Source organism: Solimonas sp. SE-A11, assembly GCF_030345715.1.
GTDB lineage: Bacteria > Pseudomonadota > Gammaproteobacteria > Nevskiales > Nevskiaceae > Solimonas_A.
The window spans coordinates 50,962-67,995 of record NZ_JAUASX010000003.1 but is presented as its reverse complement, the minus strand read 5'-3'; the positions used below and the strand labels follow the sequence as shown (position 1 = coordinate 67,995).

The 17,034-nt window shown below is 66.7% G+C and carries 14 protein-coding genes; 7 read left to right on the top strand and 7 right to left on the bottom strand.

Going from position 1 to position 17,034, the window contains the following annotated elements; genetic code table 11:
- Positions 1–14 precede the first annotated feature (14 nt).
- Both thpR and QT386_RS05295 read right to left on the bottom strand, forming a co-directional pair.
- Entirely contained in the window at positions 15–608 is a 594-nt protein-coding gene (thpR, locus tag QT386_RS05300; RefSeq protein ID WP_289272702.1) for an RNA 2',3'-cyclic phosphodiesterase, read from the bottom strand.
- A complete protein-coding gene (locus tag QT386_RS05295) occupies positions 605–1,096 on the bottom strand; it encodes a CinA family protein (protein WP_289272701.1) in 492 nt (163 codons plus the stop codon). Before QT386_RS05295 ends, thpR begins: the two co-directional genes overlap by 4 nt.
- 164 nt (positions 1,097–1,260) lie before the next feature.
- Here QT386_RS05295 and QT386_RS05290 point away from each other — a divergent pair, with 164 nt between their 5' ends.
- The 4 genes from QT386_RS05290 (at position 1,261) to QT386_RS05275 (ending at position 5,109) form a co-directional block, all read left to right on the top strand.
- Positions 1,261–2,445 carry an acetyl-CoA C-acyltransferase gene (locus tag QT386_RS05290; RefSeq protein ID WP_289272700.1) on the top strand — a complete coding sequence of 395 codons (1,185 nt, stop codon included), beginning with the start codon at positions 1,261–1,263 and terminating at the stop codon, positions 2,443–2,445.
- 85 nt (positions 2,446–2,530) lie between these two features.
- Positions 2,531–3,517: a hypothetical protein gene (locus QT386_RS05285; protein ID WP_289272699.1), complete on the top strand. Its 987-nt coding sequence runs from the start codon at positions 2,531–2,533 to the stop codon at positions 3,515–3,517.
- Between the two features lie 9 nt (positions 3,518–3,526).
- Complete coding sequence (locus QT386_RS05280) at positions 3,527–4,300, top strand: glutathione S-transferase N-terminal domain-containing protein (protein WP_289272698.1); 774 nt, start codon at positions 3,527–3,529, stop codon at positions 4,298–4,300.
- A complete protein-coding gene (locus QT386_RS05275; protein WP_289272697.1) occupies positions 4,297–5,109 on the top strand; it encodes a CHAD domain-containing protein in 813 nt (270 codons plus the stop codon). The genes QT386_RS05280 and QT386_RS05275 overlap by 4 nt, the downstream gene beginning before the upstream one ends.
- A gap of 119 nt (positions 5,110–5,228) precedes the next feature.
- On the opposite strand, the gene QT386_RS05270 is transcribed toward QT386_RS05275, so the two are convergent.
- Complete coding sequence (locus QT386_RS05270) at positions 5,229–5,543, bottom strand: TRL-like family protein (protein WP_289272696.1); 315 nt, start codon at positions 5,541–5,543, stop codon at positions 5,229–5,231.
- A gap of 571 nt (positions 5,544–6,114) precedes the next feature.
- Here QT386_RS05270 and QT386_RS05265 point away from each other — a divergent pair.
- Positions 6,115–7,047 (top strand): IS110 family transposase, encoded by a 933-nt coding sequence (locus QT386_RS05265; RefSeq protein ID WP_289272695.1) that lies wholly within the window; start codon positions 6,115–6,117, stop codon positions 7,045–7,047.
- Between the two features lie 148 nt (positions 7,048–7,195).
- Here QT386_RS05265 and QT386_RS05260 read toward each other — a convergent pair whose 3' ends face one another.
- Positions 7,196–8,839, bottom strand: coding sequence for an AMP-binding protein (locus QT386_RS05260; protein ID WP_289272694.1), 1,644 nt, complete (start codon positions 8,837–8,839; stop codon positions 7,196–7,198).
- Positions 8,840–9,030: 191 nt separating this feature from the next.
- Here QT386_RS05260 and QT386_RS05255 point away from each other — a divergent pair, with 191 nt between their 5' ends.
- Positions 9,031–10,095 carry an SMP-30/gluconolactonase/LRE family protein gene (locus QT386_RS05255; RefSeq protein WP_289272693.1) on the top strand — a complete coding sequence of 355 codons (1,065 nt, stop codon included), beginning with the start codon at positions 9,031–9,033 and terminating at the stop codon, positions 10,093–10,095.
- A gap of 63 nt (positions 10,096–10,158) precedes the next feature.
- On the opposite strand, the gene QT386_RS05250 is transcribed toward QT386_RS05255, so the two are convergent.
- From QT386_RS05250 to QT386_RS05240, 3 genes are all read right to left on the bottom strand, one after another.
- Positions 10,159–12,420 carry an acyl-CoA dehydrogenase gene (locus QT386_RS05250; RefSeq protein ID WP_289272692.1) on the bottom strand — a complete coding sequence of 754 codons (2,262 nt, stop codon included), beginning with the start codon at positions 12,418–12,420 and terminating at the stop codon, positions 10,159–10,161.
- Positions 12,421–12,535: 115 nt separating this feature from the next.
- Complete coding sequence (locus QT386_RS05245; RefSeq protein WP_289272691.1) at positions 12,536–14,665, bottom strand: 3-hydroxyacyl-CoA dehydrogenase NAD-binding domain-containing protein; 2,130 nt, start codon at positions 14,663–14,665, stop codon at positions 12,536–12,538.
- Positions 14,666–14,675: 10 nt separating this feature from the next.
- Positions 14,676–15,881, bottom strand: coding sequence for an acetyl-CoA C-acetyltransferase (locus QT386_RS05240; protein ID WP_289272690.1), 1,206 nt, complete (start codon positions 15,879–15,881; stop codon positions 14,676–14,678).
- 199 nt (positions 15,882–16,080) lie between these two features.
- On the opposite strand from QT386_RS05240, the gene QT386_RS05235 reads away from it, so the two are divergent.
- On the top strand, positions 16,081–16,695 hold the full coding sequence (locus QT386_RS05235) for a TetR/AcrR family transcriptional regulator (RefSeq protein ID WP_289272689.1): 615 nt from the start codon (positions 16,081–16,083) through the stop codon (positions 16,693–16,695).
- The last annotated feature ends 339 nt before the right edge of the window (positions 16,696–17,034 follow it).

The window sequence follows — 17,034 nt, the reverse complement described above, 5'->3', positions numbered from 1 at the left end:
CTTGAAGGCAGCGCCTAGAACAGCCCCAGCTGCTCCTGCGACGGCGGCGGGGGCGGCGGCGCGCTGCCATCCAGTGACCAGCGACCCAGAATCTCATAGTTCATCGGCTTCTGGTCCAGGCGGCTGCGCAGCAGCACGAACTCGTCCACGTTCCAGGCCACGGGCCTGATCGGCGTCACCGGCAGCGGTAAGTGGGCGTCGCGCAGGATCGTCAGGTGCGGCACGAACTTCATACGCTCCGGCAGCACGCGCGCCGACAGCATGGCCTCGTTGAGGCGGTCGTAGAGCTGCGTCAACCCCGCCGGGGTCTCGCGCGGTCCCAGCCACCAGGGAATCTTCTTGTTGGCGCGGAAGCTGCTCGCCAGCTCCAGGTTCAGGGCGAACGGCGCCGCCCGGACCTTGGCCGCGGCCTTCAGCGCCGCCGCCTCCGACTCCGGCGAGACGGTGTCGCCGAGGAACAGCAGGGTGATGTGGTAGCGATCCGGGCTGGACAGGTAGCCGCCCGGCTGCATCTTCAGGCGCAGCTCGCGGGCCGCCTCGTCGCAGGCGCGGCGCTGGGCCTCGCCCGGCCACAGCGCGAAGAACAGGCGGTTGAGCTTGAGCATCATGACGCCGACTCCAGCCGCTGCCGCAGCCCTTCCAGGGCCACCTGCAGGGCCTGCTCGCGGATGCCCTCGCGGTCCCCGGCAAACAGGTTATGCTGCGCCTCGGCCACCGCTCCACCCGGTTGGCGGCGCGACCAGCCGATCCAGACCGTGCCGACCGGCTTGGCGGGGCTGCCACCGGAGGGGCCGGCGACACCGCTCACCGAGATGCCCCACTGCGCCGGGGTGCGCTGGATCAACCCCTGCCCCATCGCCTCCACGGTGGGACCGCTGACCGCGCCATGCTCGTCCAGCACGGCCTGCGGCACGCCCAGCAGTTCGGTCTTGGAGAGGTTGGAATAGGTAACCAGGCCACGCTCGAACCAGGCGGAGGAGCCGGCCAGGTCGGTCAGGGTCTTGGCGATCAGCCCGCCGGTGCAGGATTCGGCGCAGGCCAGCATCTCGCCGCGGCGCAGCAGGAGTTCCGCAATCTGTTCGACGAGCCTGGACATGGGAGCACCAATCAACCGATCTCCATTCTAAGGATTCCACAGGATTTTTTCGGCATCGCGCCCGCAGTCACGGGCAACTACCCGGGAGGGTGAGTCAGGCCAGCGGCGGCAATGCGATAATGCGCGCCCCATAAACCAGACACCCAGCGCAGGATTTCCTTCCGATGAGCCAGCAGGACGTCGTCATTACCGCCGCCGTGCGCACCCCCATGGGCGGCATGCAGGGCATGTTTTCCTCCCTCAGCGCCGCCCAGCTCGGCGCCACCGCGATCAAGGCCGCCGTCGAGCGCAGCGGCCTGCAGCCAGCCGACGTGCAGGAAGTGATCATGGGTTGCGTGCTGCCCGCCGGCCAGGGCCAGGCCCCGGCCCGCCAGGCCGTGCGCGGTGCCGGCCTGCCGGACGCCGCCGGAGCCACCACCATCAACAAGGTCTGCGGCTCGGGCCTCAAGGCCGTGATGCTGGCCCATGACCTGATCAAGGCCGGCAGCGCCGAGGTGGTCGTGGCCGGCGGCATGGAGAGCATGACCAACGCCCCCCACCTGCTGACCAAGGCCCGCGCCGGCTACCGCTTCGGCCATGGCGAACTGCTGGACCACATGGCCCTGGACGGCCTGGAAGACGCCTACGAGAAGCGCACCGCCATGGGCGTGTTCGCCGAGCGCTGCGTCGACAAGTACAGCTTCACCCGCCAGGAGCAGGACGCCTTCGCCATCGAGTCGCTGCGGCGCGCCCGCGCCGCCGGCGAGAACGGCAGCTTCGACTTCGAGATCGTGCCGGTGGAAATCGCCGGCAAGGCCGGCACCGAGAAGATCACGCGCGACGAGCAGCCGGCCAAGGGCAATCCGGACAAGATCCCGGCGCTGAAGCCGGCCTTCAAGAAGGACGGCACCATCACCGCCGCCAACGCCAGCTCCATCTCCGACGGCGCCGCCGCGCTGGTGGTGATGAGCGGCGCGGAAGCCGCCAAGCGCGGCGTCAAGCCGCTGGCTCGCATCGTCGCCCACGCCACGCATTCGCAGCTGCCGGCCGAGTTCACCACCGCCCCGGTGCAGGGCATCACCAAGCTGCTGGCCAAGGCCGGCTGGAAGGCGGCCGACGTGGATCTCTGGGAGATCAACGAGGCCTTCGCCGTGGTGACCATGGCGGCCATGAAGGAGCACAACCTGCCGCACGATAAGGTCAACGTCCACGGCGGCGCCTGCGCCCTGGGCCACCCCATCGGCGCCAGCGGCGCGCGCATCCTCACCACCCTGATCGGCGCGCTGAAGAAGACCGGCGGCAAGCGCGGCGTCGCCACGCTGTGCATCGGTGGCGGCGAGGCCGTGGCCCTGGCAGTCGAGATGCTGTAAAAACCGCAGCTGCGGCTTGAAAAGGGGCGGCCGCGAGGCCGCCCCTTTTGCGTTGGAAAAACATAAGACTTTCGAGGAGAGCAGGATGAGGACGAAGACCTGGGCAGCCCTGGCAGCCGCCCTGCTGCTGGCCGGCTGCAGCAGCGACGGCGGTGACGGCAGCGGCGACGACGGCCGCAACAGCACCGTGGACCCCGCCACGCTCTGCGTCGCCAACAGCTGCGGCGAGAAGACCGTGCTGCTGACCATTCCCGATGCCGAGAACCTGCTGTTCTCCCCCGACGGCCGCCTGTTCGTTTCCGGCGGCACCAACGTCTTCGAGATCACGCGCAACGGCACGGAGTGGGTCGCCACGCCGCTGCTGGAGGGCAGCTGCAACTTCACCGGCCTGGCCATCCAGCGCAACACGCTCTACGCCAACTGCTTCGACAAGCAGCTCTATGCGGCCCGCCTCACCGCGCAGCCCCGGCTGCAGCCGATCCACCAGTACGACATCGCCGCGCCCAACGGCCTGGCCGACGGCCCGGACAACACCCTGTTCCTGGCCAACGGCCCGCTGGCCACCAATGCGCTGCCCAACCCCCAGGTGCGCCGCCTGAAGCTGGATCCGCTCGACCCCATGAAAGTGGTGACCGACGAGGTCTGGACCCGCCAGGGGCTGCTCGGCCCCAACGGCGTGCAGCGCAGCGGAAACACGATCTACGTCAGCAACACCGGCCTCGGCGGCCTGGCCGAGATCCGCGCCTATGACATCCAGCCCGACGGCAGCGCCAGCGCCGGCCGGCAGGTGGCGAGCCTGCTGACGGTGCCGGACGACTTCAGCCTCGTGCGCGACTCCTTCCTGGTGGCCGGCTTCGGCACCAGCCAGATCAGCCTGGTGGGCCCCGACGGCAGCGTGGTCTCCAGCACCTCGCTGCTGAGCTTCAGCTTCCCCTCCCAGGTGCGGCTGGGCCAGCCGCCGCTGTTCGCGCCTACCGACATCCTCGTCACCGAGAAAGGTATCCTCGGCGACAACGTCTCACCCATCGGAAATCGCCTCTCGGTATTCCGCCGCAAGGCCACGACCCCTTAAGCCCGCCCCATGATCCAGCGCACCCTCGAAGTCGGCACCTCGGTCCTCGCCAGCACCTTCGCCGCCTGGCGCGGCAGCATGACCCAGCGCCCGGCGGAGCGCCTGCCGCTCAAGCCGCTGGAGCTCTACGAATTCGAGGCCTGCCCGCATTGCCGCCTGGTGCGCGAGGCGCTGACCGAGCTGGACCTGGACGCCATGATCTACCCCTGCCCCAAGGACGGCAGGCGCTTCCGCTCCAAGGTGCAGACCCTGGGGGGCAAGCAGCAGTACCCCTTCCTGGTGGACCCCAACACCGGCGCGCGCCTCTACGAGGCCGCCGACATCGTCGCCTACCTCGGCAAGACCTACGGCGGCCCGGTGCGCAAGCCGCAGGGCCTGCGCCGCCAGCTGGTACTGGCCGGCTCCATGGCCGCCACCGCCGCCCGCTCCTGGCGCGGCCCGCGCGGCCTGCGCATGCGCGTGTCCAAGCCGCCGAAGAAGCCGCTGGAGCTGTACAGCTTCGAGTCCAGCCCCTACTCGCGCCTGGCGCGCGAGGCGCTGTGCGAGCTGGAGCTGCCCTACCTGCTGCGCAGCACCGGCAAGGCCCGCATGAGTGACATGGGCCCGCCGTCCTTCCGCGACAAGCTGTTCAAGGGCCCCAAGGACACCAGCCGCAACCGCAAGGCCCTGCTGGAGCGCACCGGCCAAGTGCAGGTGCCGTACCTGATCGATCCCAACACCGGCACCGAGATGTACGAATCCGCTGCCATCGTGAAGTACCTGGACCGGACCTACGCCGGATGAAGCGCACCGCGCCCGATCCGGCCCTGCCACCCGCCAGCGCCCTGCGCATCGCGGCCCTGCAGGAACTGGAACGGGCGCAGGCCGCGCTGGGCCGCCGCGACGCCCGCGGCGTGCACCAGTCCCGCAAGAGCATCAAGCGCCTGCGCGCCTACGGCCGCCTGCTGCGCGACCTGCCCGTCGGCCGCACCGTCAAGCGCTCCGCGCAGGAACTGAACCCGCAACTGCGCACCGCCGCCCACGCCCTGGAAGGCTCACGCGAAGCCGCCGTGGCGCTGGACACCTTCAAGCGCCTGAAACGCCCCATCGACATCCGCGCCGCCGACTGGCGAGCCCTGGGCCAACGCCTGCGGCAACTGGCGCAAGCCCGGCAGAAGCCCTCCCCGCGCGCCCTGCTCACCGCCGGCAAGCTGCTGAAGCAGGCACGCACGCTGATCGCCGCCCTGCCCGAGAAAAAGCTCAAACCCACTGACCTGCACCGCGGCTTGCGCAAGAGCTACAAACGCGCCCGCCAGGCCTTCCGCGACAGCATCGTCGCGGACGCCGAAGCCCTGCACGAATGGCGCAAGCGAGCCAAGCGCCTGGAAGCCATCCAGACCCTGCTCGATCCCCTGCTGGACGAGCACGCCGTGGACGCGAAGTCGCTGGCGGAACTCAGCGACCTGCTCGGCCTGCATCACGACCTGCATGTATTGCCGCAGTTGACGGGCTTGTCGAAGCCGCAGCGGGAGTGGCTGGTAAGCGCAACGCATGCGCCCGCCGTCGCCCTGGAGCGGCGAGTGAAACAGAGAGGGGCGCGGTTGTTCAGGTAGTGTGACTGGCAGCGATTCCCGGCCCGCTGCATTCGCCCCATGCGGGGTAAAGGTTCACCCCTCTCCGCGACCAGTGCCGCAAGAAAAGAAGGCCAGCTAGGCTGGCCTTCTGCACAGGCTTACTCGCCGCAGACCTGGATCGTGGTCGAGCTATACAGGCCCAAGATGCCAGTGTGCGAGATATCCACCGAGTCGACCTTCGAGATGCCGGCGCTGCTCTTGGCGGTAGCAATGCTGGCGTCACCGAAAGCGAACAATCCCAGGATGTTGGTGGCCTGGCCGGTACCCGTCTTGGCGCAGGTAGTCGCCTGATTCGGAGCGACAACCGGAATCTTCTGCTGCGAGAACAGCAGGCCAGGCTGGAAGGGGGCGGCGGCGCAGCCGGAAAGCAGAGCCGCACCAACAAGGACTGCAGTAAGACCGAACGTTTTCATTTCTCTCCTTTGGATAAAAAGCAACCGGGCGCCTCCGCGAAACGAAGAGCAGGACCTGGCTACTTTGCAGGATGGTTTCAGCGGCGGCATCTCAGTGTCAAAGTGACGAGCGAATCAGGTTTTCAGAGTGCACCTTCAAGACAAAGGCCGCCATGAGGCGGCCTTTGTCTCCCGCTAGAGATCGTTGCTCCCAGGCCAGCTTCGACCGCGTCTCCCCTTCCTTCTGGATCAGCGGCATGTAGCACGCAGCAGGGCGGGAAAGCGCAGCGCATCCCGCCTTGGGAAATGCCAGCACGGCTGAGTGCGCTGCGCTTTGCCTAGAGCCGCCTACTTCTGGCGAAACTCCGCCGCCCCTCACCCTAGCCCTTATCTCTTGGTCTTTTCGTAATCTGGTGTCGAGAGCCCGGCGTGCGCGCCCGATAAACCCTTGATCGAGCGATCGTGGGAGAGCCTGGAGCCGCACGCCGGTTCTCACTACCGACGCCCGTACAGTTGCCCGAGTATCGTTCGCACCGATAAGGCTGGGCTGGTCGTGAGTGCTCTTGACCAGCCCACTTTAACGGAGAGCGCATTGATCGGCATTGGTATTGACGTCAGCAAGGCCCAGCTGGACGTGGCGACGGATGGTGTTTCGAAGATCGTGCAGTTCAGCAACAGCCCTGCCGGGATCCAGCGCCTGCTGCGGTGGCTGGAGTCATTCGATGAGGTCCGGATCGTGGTGGAAGCCACGGGCGGCTATGAAACGGCGGTGGTCACCGCCTGTACGCAGGCCGATCTTTGGATCAGCCGGGTCAATCCGCGCCAGGCACGGGATTTCGCCAAGGCCACTGGCGTGCTGGCCAAGACAGACCAGCTGGATGCCCGGATCCTGGCGCAAATGGCGGCTCTGCTGCACCCCAAACTGCGACGCAGCCTGCCCGTACCGGGCTGGCAGACGGAGTTGTCTGCCTGGGTGCGGCGCCGGGCCCAGATCGTCCTGGCCATCCAGCAGCAGCGCCAGCAACTGCCGACCGCAGGGATGGAAGCCCTGCGACGCGGCATCCAAGCCACGTTGCAGGCCTTGCGCGACGAGCAGCGCGAGGTCGAAAGCCAGATCCGCACCCTGAGCCAACCGCAGCTGACGCCCTGCCTGCGCTCGATGAAGGGGCTGGGGCCGGTGGTCCAGGCTTCCCTGCTGAGCGAACTGCCCGAGCTGGGACGTCTGGAAGGTCGCCAGATCGCCAAGCTGGTCGGTGTGGCGCCCCTGAACCGCGACAGCGGAACCCTCAGGGGACAGCGCCATATCTGGGGTGGTCGGGCCGGCCTGAGGGTGGTGCTCTACATGGCCACGCTGGTAGCCGTGCGTTGGCAACCCGAGATCAAGGCCTTCTTCCAGAGGCTGCGTGCTCGCGGCAAACCCGGCAAGGTCGCCCTGGTCGCCTGCATGCGCAAACTCCTGGTGATCCTCAATGCCAGGCGTCGAGACGAACTCCTCCTCCAACAGACCGAACTGGCGACCCCTTAAGACAGTTGCTCTCCCCGCAAGCGGGGAGAGGGAATGACAGCAGCGCGTGCCTCAATACGCCGCTACGCGGCACTCGGCATGAACGGTTCAAGTGATCAATCAAAACGAAAAGGCCGCCCGAAGGCGGCCTTTCTTGAATCGACAAAGCTCACTCCCAAGCCAGCTTCGAACGCGTCTCCGCTTCCCTCTGGATCAGCGGCATGTAGCGCTCTTCCACCACGTTGCGCTTCACCTTCATGGTGGGCGTCATCATGTTGTTGTCGATCGTCCAGGTGTCCTTCACCACCAGGATCTTGGCGATCTCCTCGTGCGGCTCCAGCGTCTTGTTGACCTCCTCCATGTCCGCGACCAGGCGCTTGCCCACTTCCTCGCGCGGCTGCTTCAGCGCATCCGGCAACAGCGTCACCACCATGATCGGCTGCTTCAGGCCGGTGCCGACGAAGCACATCTGGTCGATGTCGGTATTGCGTGCCATCGCACCCTCGATGGGGCCCGGCGCCACGTACTTGCCCTTCAGCGTCTTGAAGATGTCCTTCACTCGGCCGGTGATGAAGAGGTAGCCGTCGGCGTCCACCTTGCCCTTGTCGCCGGTGCGCAGGTAGCCGTCCTCGGTGAAGGTCTCCTTGGTCTTCTCCGGCTCCTTGTAGTAGCCGGCCATCACGCCCGGATGCTGGAACAGGATCTCGCCCTGCTCCGAAAGCTTCATGTTGGCGCCCGGCATCGGACGGCCCACCGAGCCGATGCGGTTGGCGCCCGGCAGGTTGGCCGTGGCGTAGATGTTGTTCTCGGTCATGCCGTAGCCCTGCAGCACCGTGATGCCGAGCTTCTGGAACCAGTTCATCAGCGGAATCGGCATCGGTGCCGCGCCCACGAACAGGTAGCGCGCGTTCTGCAGGCCGGCGCCCTGCTTGATCTTGCGCTTGACGATGCCGGAGATGATCGGGAGCTTCAGCAGGCGATCGAGCTTCTGCTGCGGCATCTTCTTGAGCACACCGGTCTGGATGCGGCCGTAGACCAGCGGCACGCCGAAGAAGCGCGTGGGCGCCACTTCCTTGAGCTGCTCGGCCAGCTTCTCGATGTTCTCGAGGAAATAGACCTCGGCACCGAAGTAGATGCTGGCCACTTCCAGCGCGCCGCGCTCGAAGGCATGCGCCAGCGGCAGGTAGGAGAAGAAGCGCTCCTGGCCCTGCGCCGGCATCGCCTTCATCAGGCCGCCGGCGGCAAAGGCGAGGTTCTCGCCAGTGATCATCACGCCCTTGGGGTTGCCGGTGGTGCCGGAGGTGTAGATCAGCGTCCACAGCTTCTTCGGGTCAGGGGCCACATAGCCGTTCATGGGCTCGTGGGCCTTCACCAGGTCGTCCCAGGCCAGGTTGCCCTTGGGCACGTCCGGATAGGGGAAGCTGATGTGGTCGATGCCGGCCGGCACCGCGCCCAGGAACTCCTCCAGGTCCATCGAGGGGCCCACGAACAGCGCCTTGGCCTCGCAATGGTTGAGGATGTACTTCACCGCGTCGGTGGACTGCTTGGGGTACAGGCCCACGCTGATGCAGCCGGCCATGGCGATAGCGAGGTCCGCCATGAACCAGTGGGCGGTGTTGCGGCCCGAGATGGCGATGGCGGTGCCGGGCTCGTAGCGCGCCTTCAGCGCCGAGGCGATGCGGCGCACCTGGTCGGCCGCCTGGCCCCAGGTGATGCCCTGCCATTCGCCGTGCAGCGGCTGGAACAGCCAGGGCTGGGTCGGCCGTTCCTGCTCCCAGTGCAGCAGCATTTCGACCGGGTTCCTCGTCGTCATTTCCTTCCCCTATCTAGTAGATCGTTATGGCCGGGCACGCGGGCAGCCGGCTAGGACTGGGGGGAGTGTAGCCAAAGCGGCCCTTTCTGAGACAGGGCCGCAGGGACAATCGGGCCTTTATTACCAGTCCGCGGGCGGATTGGCGCAGAATCGGCGACATTCGAAACTTTTCCAGGGAGGAGACCCGGGTCATGAAGAAATTGCTGCTGCTGGTCGTGGTACTGCTGGCCGGCGGGATCGGCTGGGCGGCGCTGGCGCCGTCCCCCATCGAGCCCCAGGCCTGGACCCCGCCCAACGCGCCGGCCCTGGAAGGCCTCTACGCCAGGAATGACCGCCTCCAGGCGATCCAGAAGCTCGCGGTGGGCGCCGGCAACGGCCCCGAGGGCGTGGCCCTGGACCGCGAGGGCCGGGTCTACGCCGGTTACCTCGACGGCCGCATCGTGCGCATGGACCCCGCCAGCGGCAAGCTGGACGAGTTGGGCAACACCGGCGGCCGTCCGCTGGGCATGGTCATCGGCCCAGGCGGCGAGATCTACGTGGCCGACGCCGACAAGGGCCTGGTGCAGATCGAGAACGGCCAGGTGAAGGTGCTGTCGACCACCGCCGGCGGCAAGCCCTTCAAGTTCGTCGACGACGTGGATGTCTCCGCCGACGGCAACTCGCTGTACTTCTCCGACGCCTCGGCGCGCTTCGGCATCCATGAGCTGATGTCCGACGTGCTGGAGCACGGCGGCAGCGGCCGACTGCTGCGCTACGACCGCGCCAGCGGCGAGACCACGGTGCTCAAGGACGGCCTGTACTTCCCCAACGGCGTGGCCCTGGGCCCCAACGAGGATTACCTGCTGTTCGACGAGACCGCGCGCTACCAGGTCAGCCGCCTGTGGCTCAAGGGCGACAAGGCCGGTCAGGTGGAGGTGCTGATCGACAACCTGCCGGGCTTCCCGGACAACCTCAGCTTCAACGGCAAGGACCGCATCTGGGTGGCGATTTACGCGCCGCGCCTGCCGGACCTGGACCGCATGCTGCCCTACCCCACCGCCCGCAAGATCATCCAGCGCCTGCCGGAGTCGATCCATCCCAAGCCCAAGATCCAGGCCTTCGCGCTGGGCCTGGACCTGGACGGCAAGGTGGTGGAGAACCTGCAGTACGACGGCCCCGGCGCCTTCGGCCCTATCACCAGCGTGGAGCAGAGCGGCGAATGGCTGTACTTCGGCAGCCTGTCGCATCCGGCCTTCGGGCGCATGAAGGCACCCTGAGTCGCTGACGCGCACAAAAAAGCCCCGGTGAGAACCGGGGCTTTTTCGTTGCAGCCGTACGAATCAGCCGTTGGCGACGAGCTTGAAGCCGCGGTCCTGCGACGCCTCGGCCTTGGCCGTGGCGAAGAAGGCTTCCGGCTTGAACACATCCACCTCGATCGCCTCCAGGCGCGCGGCCTGGGCGTGGGCCACCAGCTGCGCTTCCTGCACGCTGATCAGCCCCAGCTCGGCCGCCTTGGGCGCCACCTCGGCGGCGGCACCGCGGGCCAGCTTCTTCTCGCGCTGGGCGCGCGAAATGCGCGACAGGGCGCTCTCGGCATCGGCCAGCAGGCGGAAGGCCTGCAGCAGGCGGCTGGACGCCGTCTTGCCACCGGCAGGCACGAACACGCCCTCGGTCAGGCGGCGGTACTGCGCGTCGTAGCGCTGGATGGTCTGCGCGGCGGCGGCGGAGCGGTCGTCGGCCGGCAGCTTGCCCACCGGGTTCACGCGCAGCCACCACGAGCCCACCGTGCGCATGACAAAGCCCAGTACCGGCGCATTGAAGTTGGCGTAGATGCCCTCGAAGGCCTTCTGCACCTGGGCCAGCGAGTACTCCACCGAGTAGCGCACCAGCGGCAGGTCTTCCGGACGGCGGCCTTCGGCCTCGAAGCGGCGCAGCGCCGAGAACGCCAGCAGCTGCCAGGCCAGCGCGTCGGCATAACGGCCGGTGAGCTTGCCGCGCATCTTCAGCTTGCCGCCGATGCAGAACATGGCGAGGTCCGTCAGCAGGCCGAAGCGCGCCGCCGACCAGCCGAGACGGCGGTAGTAGGCACGCGTCTCCACCGCCACGTCCGGCACCTTCACCGTCAGGCCGCGGGTCCAGCCGCGCACGGCGCTGCGGACGATGCCGGCGACGAAGTGGCCGATCCAGCCCACCAGGTTCTGGCGGAACAGCGGCACGTTGTCGGTCTCCACGCCTTCCACCACCTTCAGCGCGTAGGGATGGCAGCGGGTGGCACCCTGGCCGAAGATCATCAGGGTGCGCGTCATGATGTTGGCACCTTCCACCGTGATGCCCACCGGCGAAGAGGCAAAACCGGAGCCCAGGATGTTGTTCGGGCCCTGCATGACGCCGGCGCCGGAGAACACGTCCATGGCGTCGGTGATCAGCTCACGCGACAGCTCCGTGGTGTAGCACTTGAGCACGCCGGAGGTCACCGGCGGCTGGATGCCGCGATCCACCGCCGAGCAGGCGAACACGCGCGCGCCTTCGCACATGTAGGTCAGCGCCGCGATCTTGCCAATCTTGTCCTGCACGCCTTCCATCTGGCCGATGGACATGCCGAACTGCTGGCGCACGACGGAGTAAGGGCCGACCACGGCAGAGGCCTGCTTCATGCCGCCGATGGCACCCGCGGGCAGCGAGATCGCACGGCCACCAGCGAGCTGCTCCATCAGCATCTTCCAGCCCTGGCCGGCGTATTCGGCACCGCCGATGATGTTGTCCACCGGCACCACCACATCCTTGCCGATCAGCGGGCCGTTGTAGAACGGCTCGCCGATGGGCAGGTGATGGTCGCCATTGGCAAAGCCCGGCGTGCCCTTGTGCACCATCACCACGGTGATGCCCGGGTGCTGGCCCTTGCCCAGCAGGTTCTGCGGATCGTGCAGCTGGCAGGCGATGGAGCAGAGGTTGGCCACCGGCGCCAGCGTGATGTAGCGCTTGCGGAAGTTCAGGCGGATCTTCACCTGCCCGTCGGCATCCTTGAAGACCTCGCCCTCGGCACGGATCGACGCGGCATCGGAGCCCGCCGTCGGCTCGGTCAGGCCGAAGCAGGGCACGTACTCGCCCGAGGCCAGGCGCGGCAGGTAGTGCTGCTTCTGCGCGTCGGTGCCGTAGTGGTGGATCAGCTCGCCGGCGCCCAGCGAGTTGGGGATCACCACGAACACGCTGGCCACGAAGGAGTACGGGCTCAGCGTGTGCATGATGGTGGACACGGCCAGGCGCGAGAACTCCTTGCCGCCGTATTCCTTGGGGATGATCAGCCCCATGAAGCCCTGCTTCTTGATGAACTCGATCGCCTCGGGCGGCACCACGCGCGTGCGGGCGATCTCGTAGGGATCGAGCATGCGGCAGAGCTCGGCCAGCGGGCCGTCGACGAAGGCCTGCTCCTCGGCGCTGAGCTGGCCGTAGGTCTCCTTCAGCATCTTCGGGAAGTCGGGATTGCCGGCGAAGAACTCGCCGTCGATCCAGACACTACCCGCTTCCAGGGCCTGCCGCTCCGTATCGGAGATCTGCGGCAGGATCTTCTGGGCCTGCATGAACTTCATCAATAAGCCAAACATGGGGGGACTCCAATGTGAAACGAAATCTTCCGGGCCATCCGTTCATGCCGGATGCCCGGACAGCAGCAAGCCCGCCCCGCGTTTTGCACGGGACGGGCTTGGCCGCGGATTGCCCTTACTCGAAGCGCTTGCCTTCCTTGGCCATCTTCACCAGCAGCTTGGCGGGCTTGAAACGCTCGCCGTACTTCTTTTCCAGTTCCTTGGAACGCTTCACGAACTGTGCCAGCCCGGTCGCGTTGATGAACTGCAGCGCGCCGCCCTGGTGCGGGGCGAAGCCCCAGCCGAAGATCGAGCCGATGTTGGTGTCGCCGACCGCGGTGACCACACCCTCCTCGTAGCACTTGGCGGCTTCGTTGGCCTGCGCGTACAGCAGGCGGTCGATCAACTCCTGCTGCGGCAACTGCTCCTTCAGCGGGAACTGCTCGGCCAGGCCCTTCCACAGCGACTTCTGGCCGCCCTGCGGATAGTCATAGAAGCCCTTGCCGGCCTTCTTGCCCTGGCGGTCGAGCTGCTTGGCCATCTTCTCCACCACGGCGACGCCCGGGTGCTCGCTGGCGGTCTTGCCCTCGGCGGCCAGGTCCTTGCGCGTCTGCTCCAGCACGTGCAGCGACAGCGACAGCGAGACCTCGTCCTGCACTGCCAGCGGGCCCACCGGCATGCCGGCCTGCAGGCCGGCCATCTCGATGGAACGCGGATGCTGGCCTTCGGCGAGCAGGGTCATGCCCTCCATCGGGTAGGTAGCGAAGCAGCGCGAGGTATAGAAGCCGCGCGAGTCGTTGACCACGATCGGCGTCTTCTTGATCTGCTGCACGTAGTCGAAGCCACGCGCCAGGGTTTCCTTGCTGGTCTTCTTGCCAACGATGATCTCCACCAGCGGCATCTTGTCCACCGGCGAGAAGAAGTGCAGGCCGATGAAGTTCTTCGGCCGCTCGCTGGCTTCCGCCAGGCCCGTGATCGGCAGCGTGGAGGTGTTGGACGCGAACACGGCCGTCTTGGCCAGCTGTGCCTCGGCCTTCTTGGTGACATCCGCCTTGATCGCGCGGTCCTCGAACACGGCCTCGATCACCAGGTCGCAGCCCTTGAGGTCGTCGTAGCTCGTGGTGGCCTTGATGCGGGCCAGGAACTGGTCCTTGCCTTCCTGCGTCAGGCGGCCCTTCTTCAGGTCCTTGTCGAGCAGGCCGCTGGAGTAGGCCTTGCCGCGGTCGGCGGCCTCCTGCGTCGTGTCGAGCAGCACCACCTCGATGCCGACCTTGGCCGAGCTGTAGGCAATGCCCGCGCCCATCATGCCGGCGCCGAGGATGCCGAGCTTCTTCACCGTGGAGCGCTCCACGCCCTCGGGGCGGGAGCTGCCCTTGTTGATGGCGTTGAGCTGGAACCACAGCGTTCCGATCATGTTCTTCGACACCTGCGAAACCACGCAGTTGGCGAAGTAGCGCGACTCGCTGCGGCAGCCGGTGTCGAAGTCGGTGATGCCGCCGTCGAACACGCTGGCCATGATGTTGATCGGCGCCGGGTAGTTGCCCTGGGTCTTGGCATTGGCCATGGACGGGGCGATGGCCCAGAGCTGGCCGTTGGCCGGCGACTTGGCGTCACCACCCGGCCACTTGAACTTCTTGTCGTCCCAGGGCTGCACCGGCTTCGGATTGGCCAGGCACCAGGCCTTGGCCTGCGCCAGCAGATCCTCGCGGTCCTTGGCCAGCGCATGGATGATGCCGGCGTTCTTGGCGTCGCTGGCCTTCAGCTCCTTGCCTTCCAGCATCAGCGGCAGCGAGGGCTGGATGCCGATCAGGCGCGGCAGGCGCTGCGTGCCGCCGCCACCGGGCAGCAGGCCCAGCTTCACTTCCGGCAGGCCGAACTTGGCCTTGGGATCGTCGATGGCGATGCGGTAGTGGCAGGCCAGCGCCAGCTCCAGGCCGCCGCCCAGCGCGGTGCCGTTGAGCGCGGCCACCACCGGGCGGCCGCAAAGCTCCAGGCGACGCAGGAAGCCCTTGTAGTCCTCGGCCAGCTTGAAGGCATCTGCCGGATCGGTGATGGCGAACACCTTCTCGATGTCGGCGCCGGCCAGGAATTCCTTCTTGCCGGACGTGACGATCACACCCTTGATCGAGGCATCGCCTTCGATCTTGCCGATGGCCTCGGCCAGCGGCTTGCTCAGCTCGTCGTTGAGCACGTTCATCGAACGGCCCGGCATGTCCAGCGTGAGGGTGACGATGCCGTCGTTGTCTTTTTCGAAATTGACGCTCATGTCGGTTCCCTCAGAGGCGTTCGATGATCGTGGCGATGCCCATGCCCGCGCCCACGCAGAGCGAGGCCAGGCCCAGTTGCTTGTCCTGGCGCTCCAGCTCGTCGAGCAGGGTGCCGAGGATGGCGCAGCCGGTGGCACCCAGCGGGTGGCCCATGGCGATGGAGCCGCCGTTGACGTTGACCTTGGCGGGGTCGATGCCCAGATCGCGCTGCGCACGCAGCACCACCGCGGCAAAGGCCTCGTTGATCTCGAACAGGTCGATGTTGGAGGCGTTCATGCCGGCGCGGGCCAGGGCCTTCTTGGAGGCCGGGCCGATGCCGGTGAGCATGATGGTGGGCTCGGAGCCGATCACCGCGGTCTGCACGATGCGTGCGCGCGGCTTCAGGCCCAGCTTCTTGCCGATCTTCTTGCTGCCGATCAGCATCAGCGCGGCGCCGTCGACGATGCCGGAGCTGTTGCCGGCGTGGTGGACGTGGTCGATCTTCTCGATGGTGGTGTACTTGCGCAGGGCGGTGGCGTCGAAGCCCATCGCGCCCATCTGCTCGAAGGAGGGCTTGAGGCCCGCCATGCCCTCGACCGTGGCCTCGGCGCGGATGAACTCGTCATGGTCCAGCACGACCATGCCGTTGAGATCACGCACCGGCACCAGCGACTTGGCGAAACGGCCTTCGGCACGCGCCTTGGCAGCCTTCTGCTGCGACTGCACGGCGAACGTGTCGACATCCTTACGCGAGAAGCCTTCCAGCGTCGCGATCAGGTCGGCGCCGATGCCCTGCGGCGCGAAGCCGGTCATGTGGTTGACGCGCGGGTCCATCGCCCAGGCGCCGCCGTCCGAGCCCATGGCCCAGCGCGACATGCTCTCGACGCCGCCAGCCACCACCAGGTCTTCCATGCCCGACATGACCTTCTGCGCGGCGATGTTCACCGACTCCAGGCCCGAGGCGCAGAAGCGCGACTGCGTGACACCGGCCACGCTCTCCGCCCAGTTGGCATAGAGCACGGCGACGCGCGCGATGTCCGCGCCCTGCTCGCCCACCGGGGTAACGCAACCCAGCACCACGTCGTCGACCTTGGAGGTATCGAGGTTGTTGCGCTGCTGCAGCGCCGTCAGCAGGTTGCCGACCAGGTGGATGGGCGTGACGCCGTGCAGGCTGCCGTCCTTCTTGCCCTTGCCGCGCGGCGTGCGCACCGCGTCGTAGATGAATGCTTCGCTCATGGAGACCTCGTTGCGGTGTTAGGTAATTTAAATTACCATCAGCCGATCGGGAACGTGGATTGGCGTGGCGGGGCAGATGCAAACCCGCCGGCTGGATTGAAAGCGGACCGAGCTTACTGGCGCGCTGCGGCCCGGTCAATACGGCTGCGTATGGGGCGCCGGGAAGTTTCCAGTAACAACCATTACTCAGTGAACAGACATGCGCCGAACCGAAGCCGTGGTGGCTGACCGAGCCGGACTCGACCCCGAGACCCGCGCCCGCATCGAGCAGACCGTGCTCGACATCTTCTCCGAGCGGGAATTCCACCGCGTGGGCCTGATCGAGGTCGCCCGCGGCGCCAACGTCTCGCTGCAGACGCTCTACAAGTACTACGGCAGCAAGGAAGCCCTGCTGTTCTCCTGCCTGGACGTCTGGCTGCAGAAGCTGGCAGAGCGCCTGCTCGATCATCTGCAGGGCATTGCCGACTACAAGGAGCGCCTGCGCAAGGTGTTCTGGGTAAGCCTGGACTTCTACGAGAAGAATCCCAAGGTCATGCAGCTGCAGATGAGCTCGGTGTACGTGAACACCTGGCGCAAGCAGGAGCACTACCACAACCCCGAGCTGTTCCACACCTTCATCAAGGTGCTCTCGGAAGGCCGCGAGCGCGGTGTGCTGACCGACGACGTCGACGAGAAGTACCTGCTCGACTTCGTCATGGGCTTCACCAACCGCCTGGTGCAGATGTACATCCACCGCGGCATGAAGGAATCGCTGACCGCCAACTCCGGGCCGCTGTTCGAGATGATGTGGCGGGCGCTGGCCAAGCCGGTGTGAGCGGACAAAACAGCTCTTTCGAAGGATAGAGATCCCCTGCCTGCGCTCTTCCTCGATGTCCCGGTGAGCGCAGCGAATGCTTTTGATGTACCGGGTTCCCTTCCAGTAGCGCCTGCCTGGGGGCCGAGTGCAGGGTCGAGCCGGACAGGATGTCCGGCCGAGGGGCCTCAGGCCATGGATGGCCTGTGGGCCCGACCCGTCGCACTCGTCCACCAGGCAGGTTGCCCCGCTTCAGCGGGGCCGCGGATGGCAGGGTACGTTTTCTTTTGGGTACTTTTCTTTGTCGTACAACAAAGAAAAGTACCTCGCCCTTAGGCGAAATAAACCTCCAAAGATCCA

Coding starts and splice junctions, on each gene's coding strand:
- thpR (WP_289272702.1), bottom strand. CDS start 608: ATGATGCTCAAGCTCAACCGCCTGTTCTTCGCGCTGTGGCCGGGCGAG.
- QT386_RS05295 (WP_289272701.1), bottom strand. CDS start 1,096: ATGTCCAGGCTCGTCGAACAGATTGCGGAACTCCTGCTGCGCCGCGGC.
- QT386_RS05290 (WP_289272700.1), top strand. CDS start 1,261: ATGAGCCAGCAGGACGTCGTCATTACCGCCGCCGTGCGCACCCCCATG.
- QT386_RS05285 (WP_289272699.1), top strand. CDS start 2,531: ATGAGGACGAAGACCTGGGCAGCCCTGGCAGCCGCCCTGCTGCTGGCC.
- QT386_RS05280 (WP_289272698.1), top strand. CDS start 3,527: ATGATCCAGCGCACCCTCGAAGTCGGCACCTCGGTCCTCGCCAGCACC.
- QT386_RS05275 (WP_289272697.1), top strand. CDS start 4,297: ATGAAGCGCACCGCGCCCGATCCGGCCCTGCCACCCGCCAGCGCCCTG.
- QT386_RS05270 (WP_289272696.1), bottom strand. CDS start 5,543: ATGAAAACGTTCGGTCTTACTGCAGTCCTTGTTGGTGCGGCTCTGCTT.
- QT386_RS05260 (WP_289272694.1), bottom strand. CDS start 8,839: ATGACGACGAGGAACCCGGTCGAAATGCTGCTGCACTGGGAGCAGGAA.
- QT386_RS05255 (WP_289272693.1), top strand. CDS start 9,031: ATGAAGAAATTGCTGCTGCTGGTCGTGGTACTGCTGGCCGGCGGGATC.
- QT386_RS05250 (WP_289272692.1), bottom strand. CDS start 12,420: ATGTTTGGCTTATTGATGAAGTTCATGCAGGCCCAGAAGATCCTGCCG.
- QT386_RS05245 (WP_289272691.1), bottom strand. CDS start 14,665: ATGAGCGTCAATTTCGAAAAAGACAACGACGGCATCGTCACCCTCACG.
- QT386_RS05240 (WP_289272690.1), bottom strand. CDS start 15,881: ATGAGCGAAGCATTCATCTACGACGCGGTGCGCACGCCGCGCGGCAAG.
- QT386_RS05235 (WP_289272689.1), top strand. CDS start 16,081: ATGCGCCGAACCGAAGCCGTGGTGGCTGACCGAGCCGGACTCGACCCC.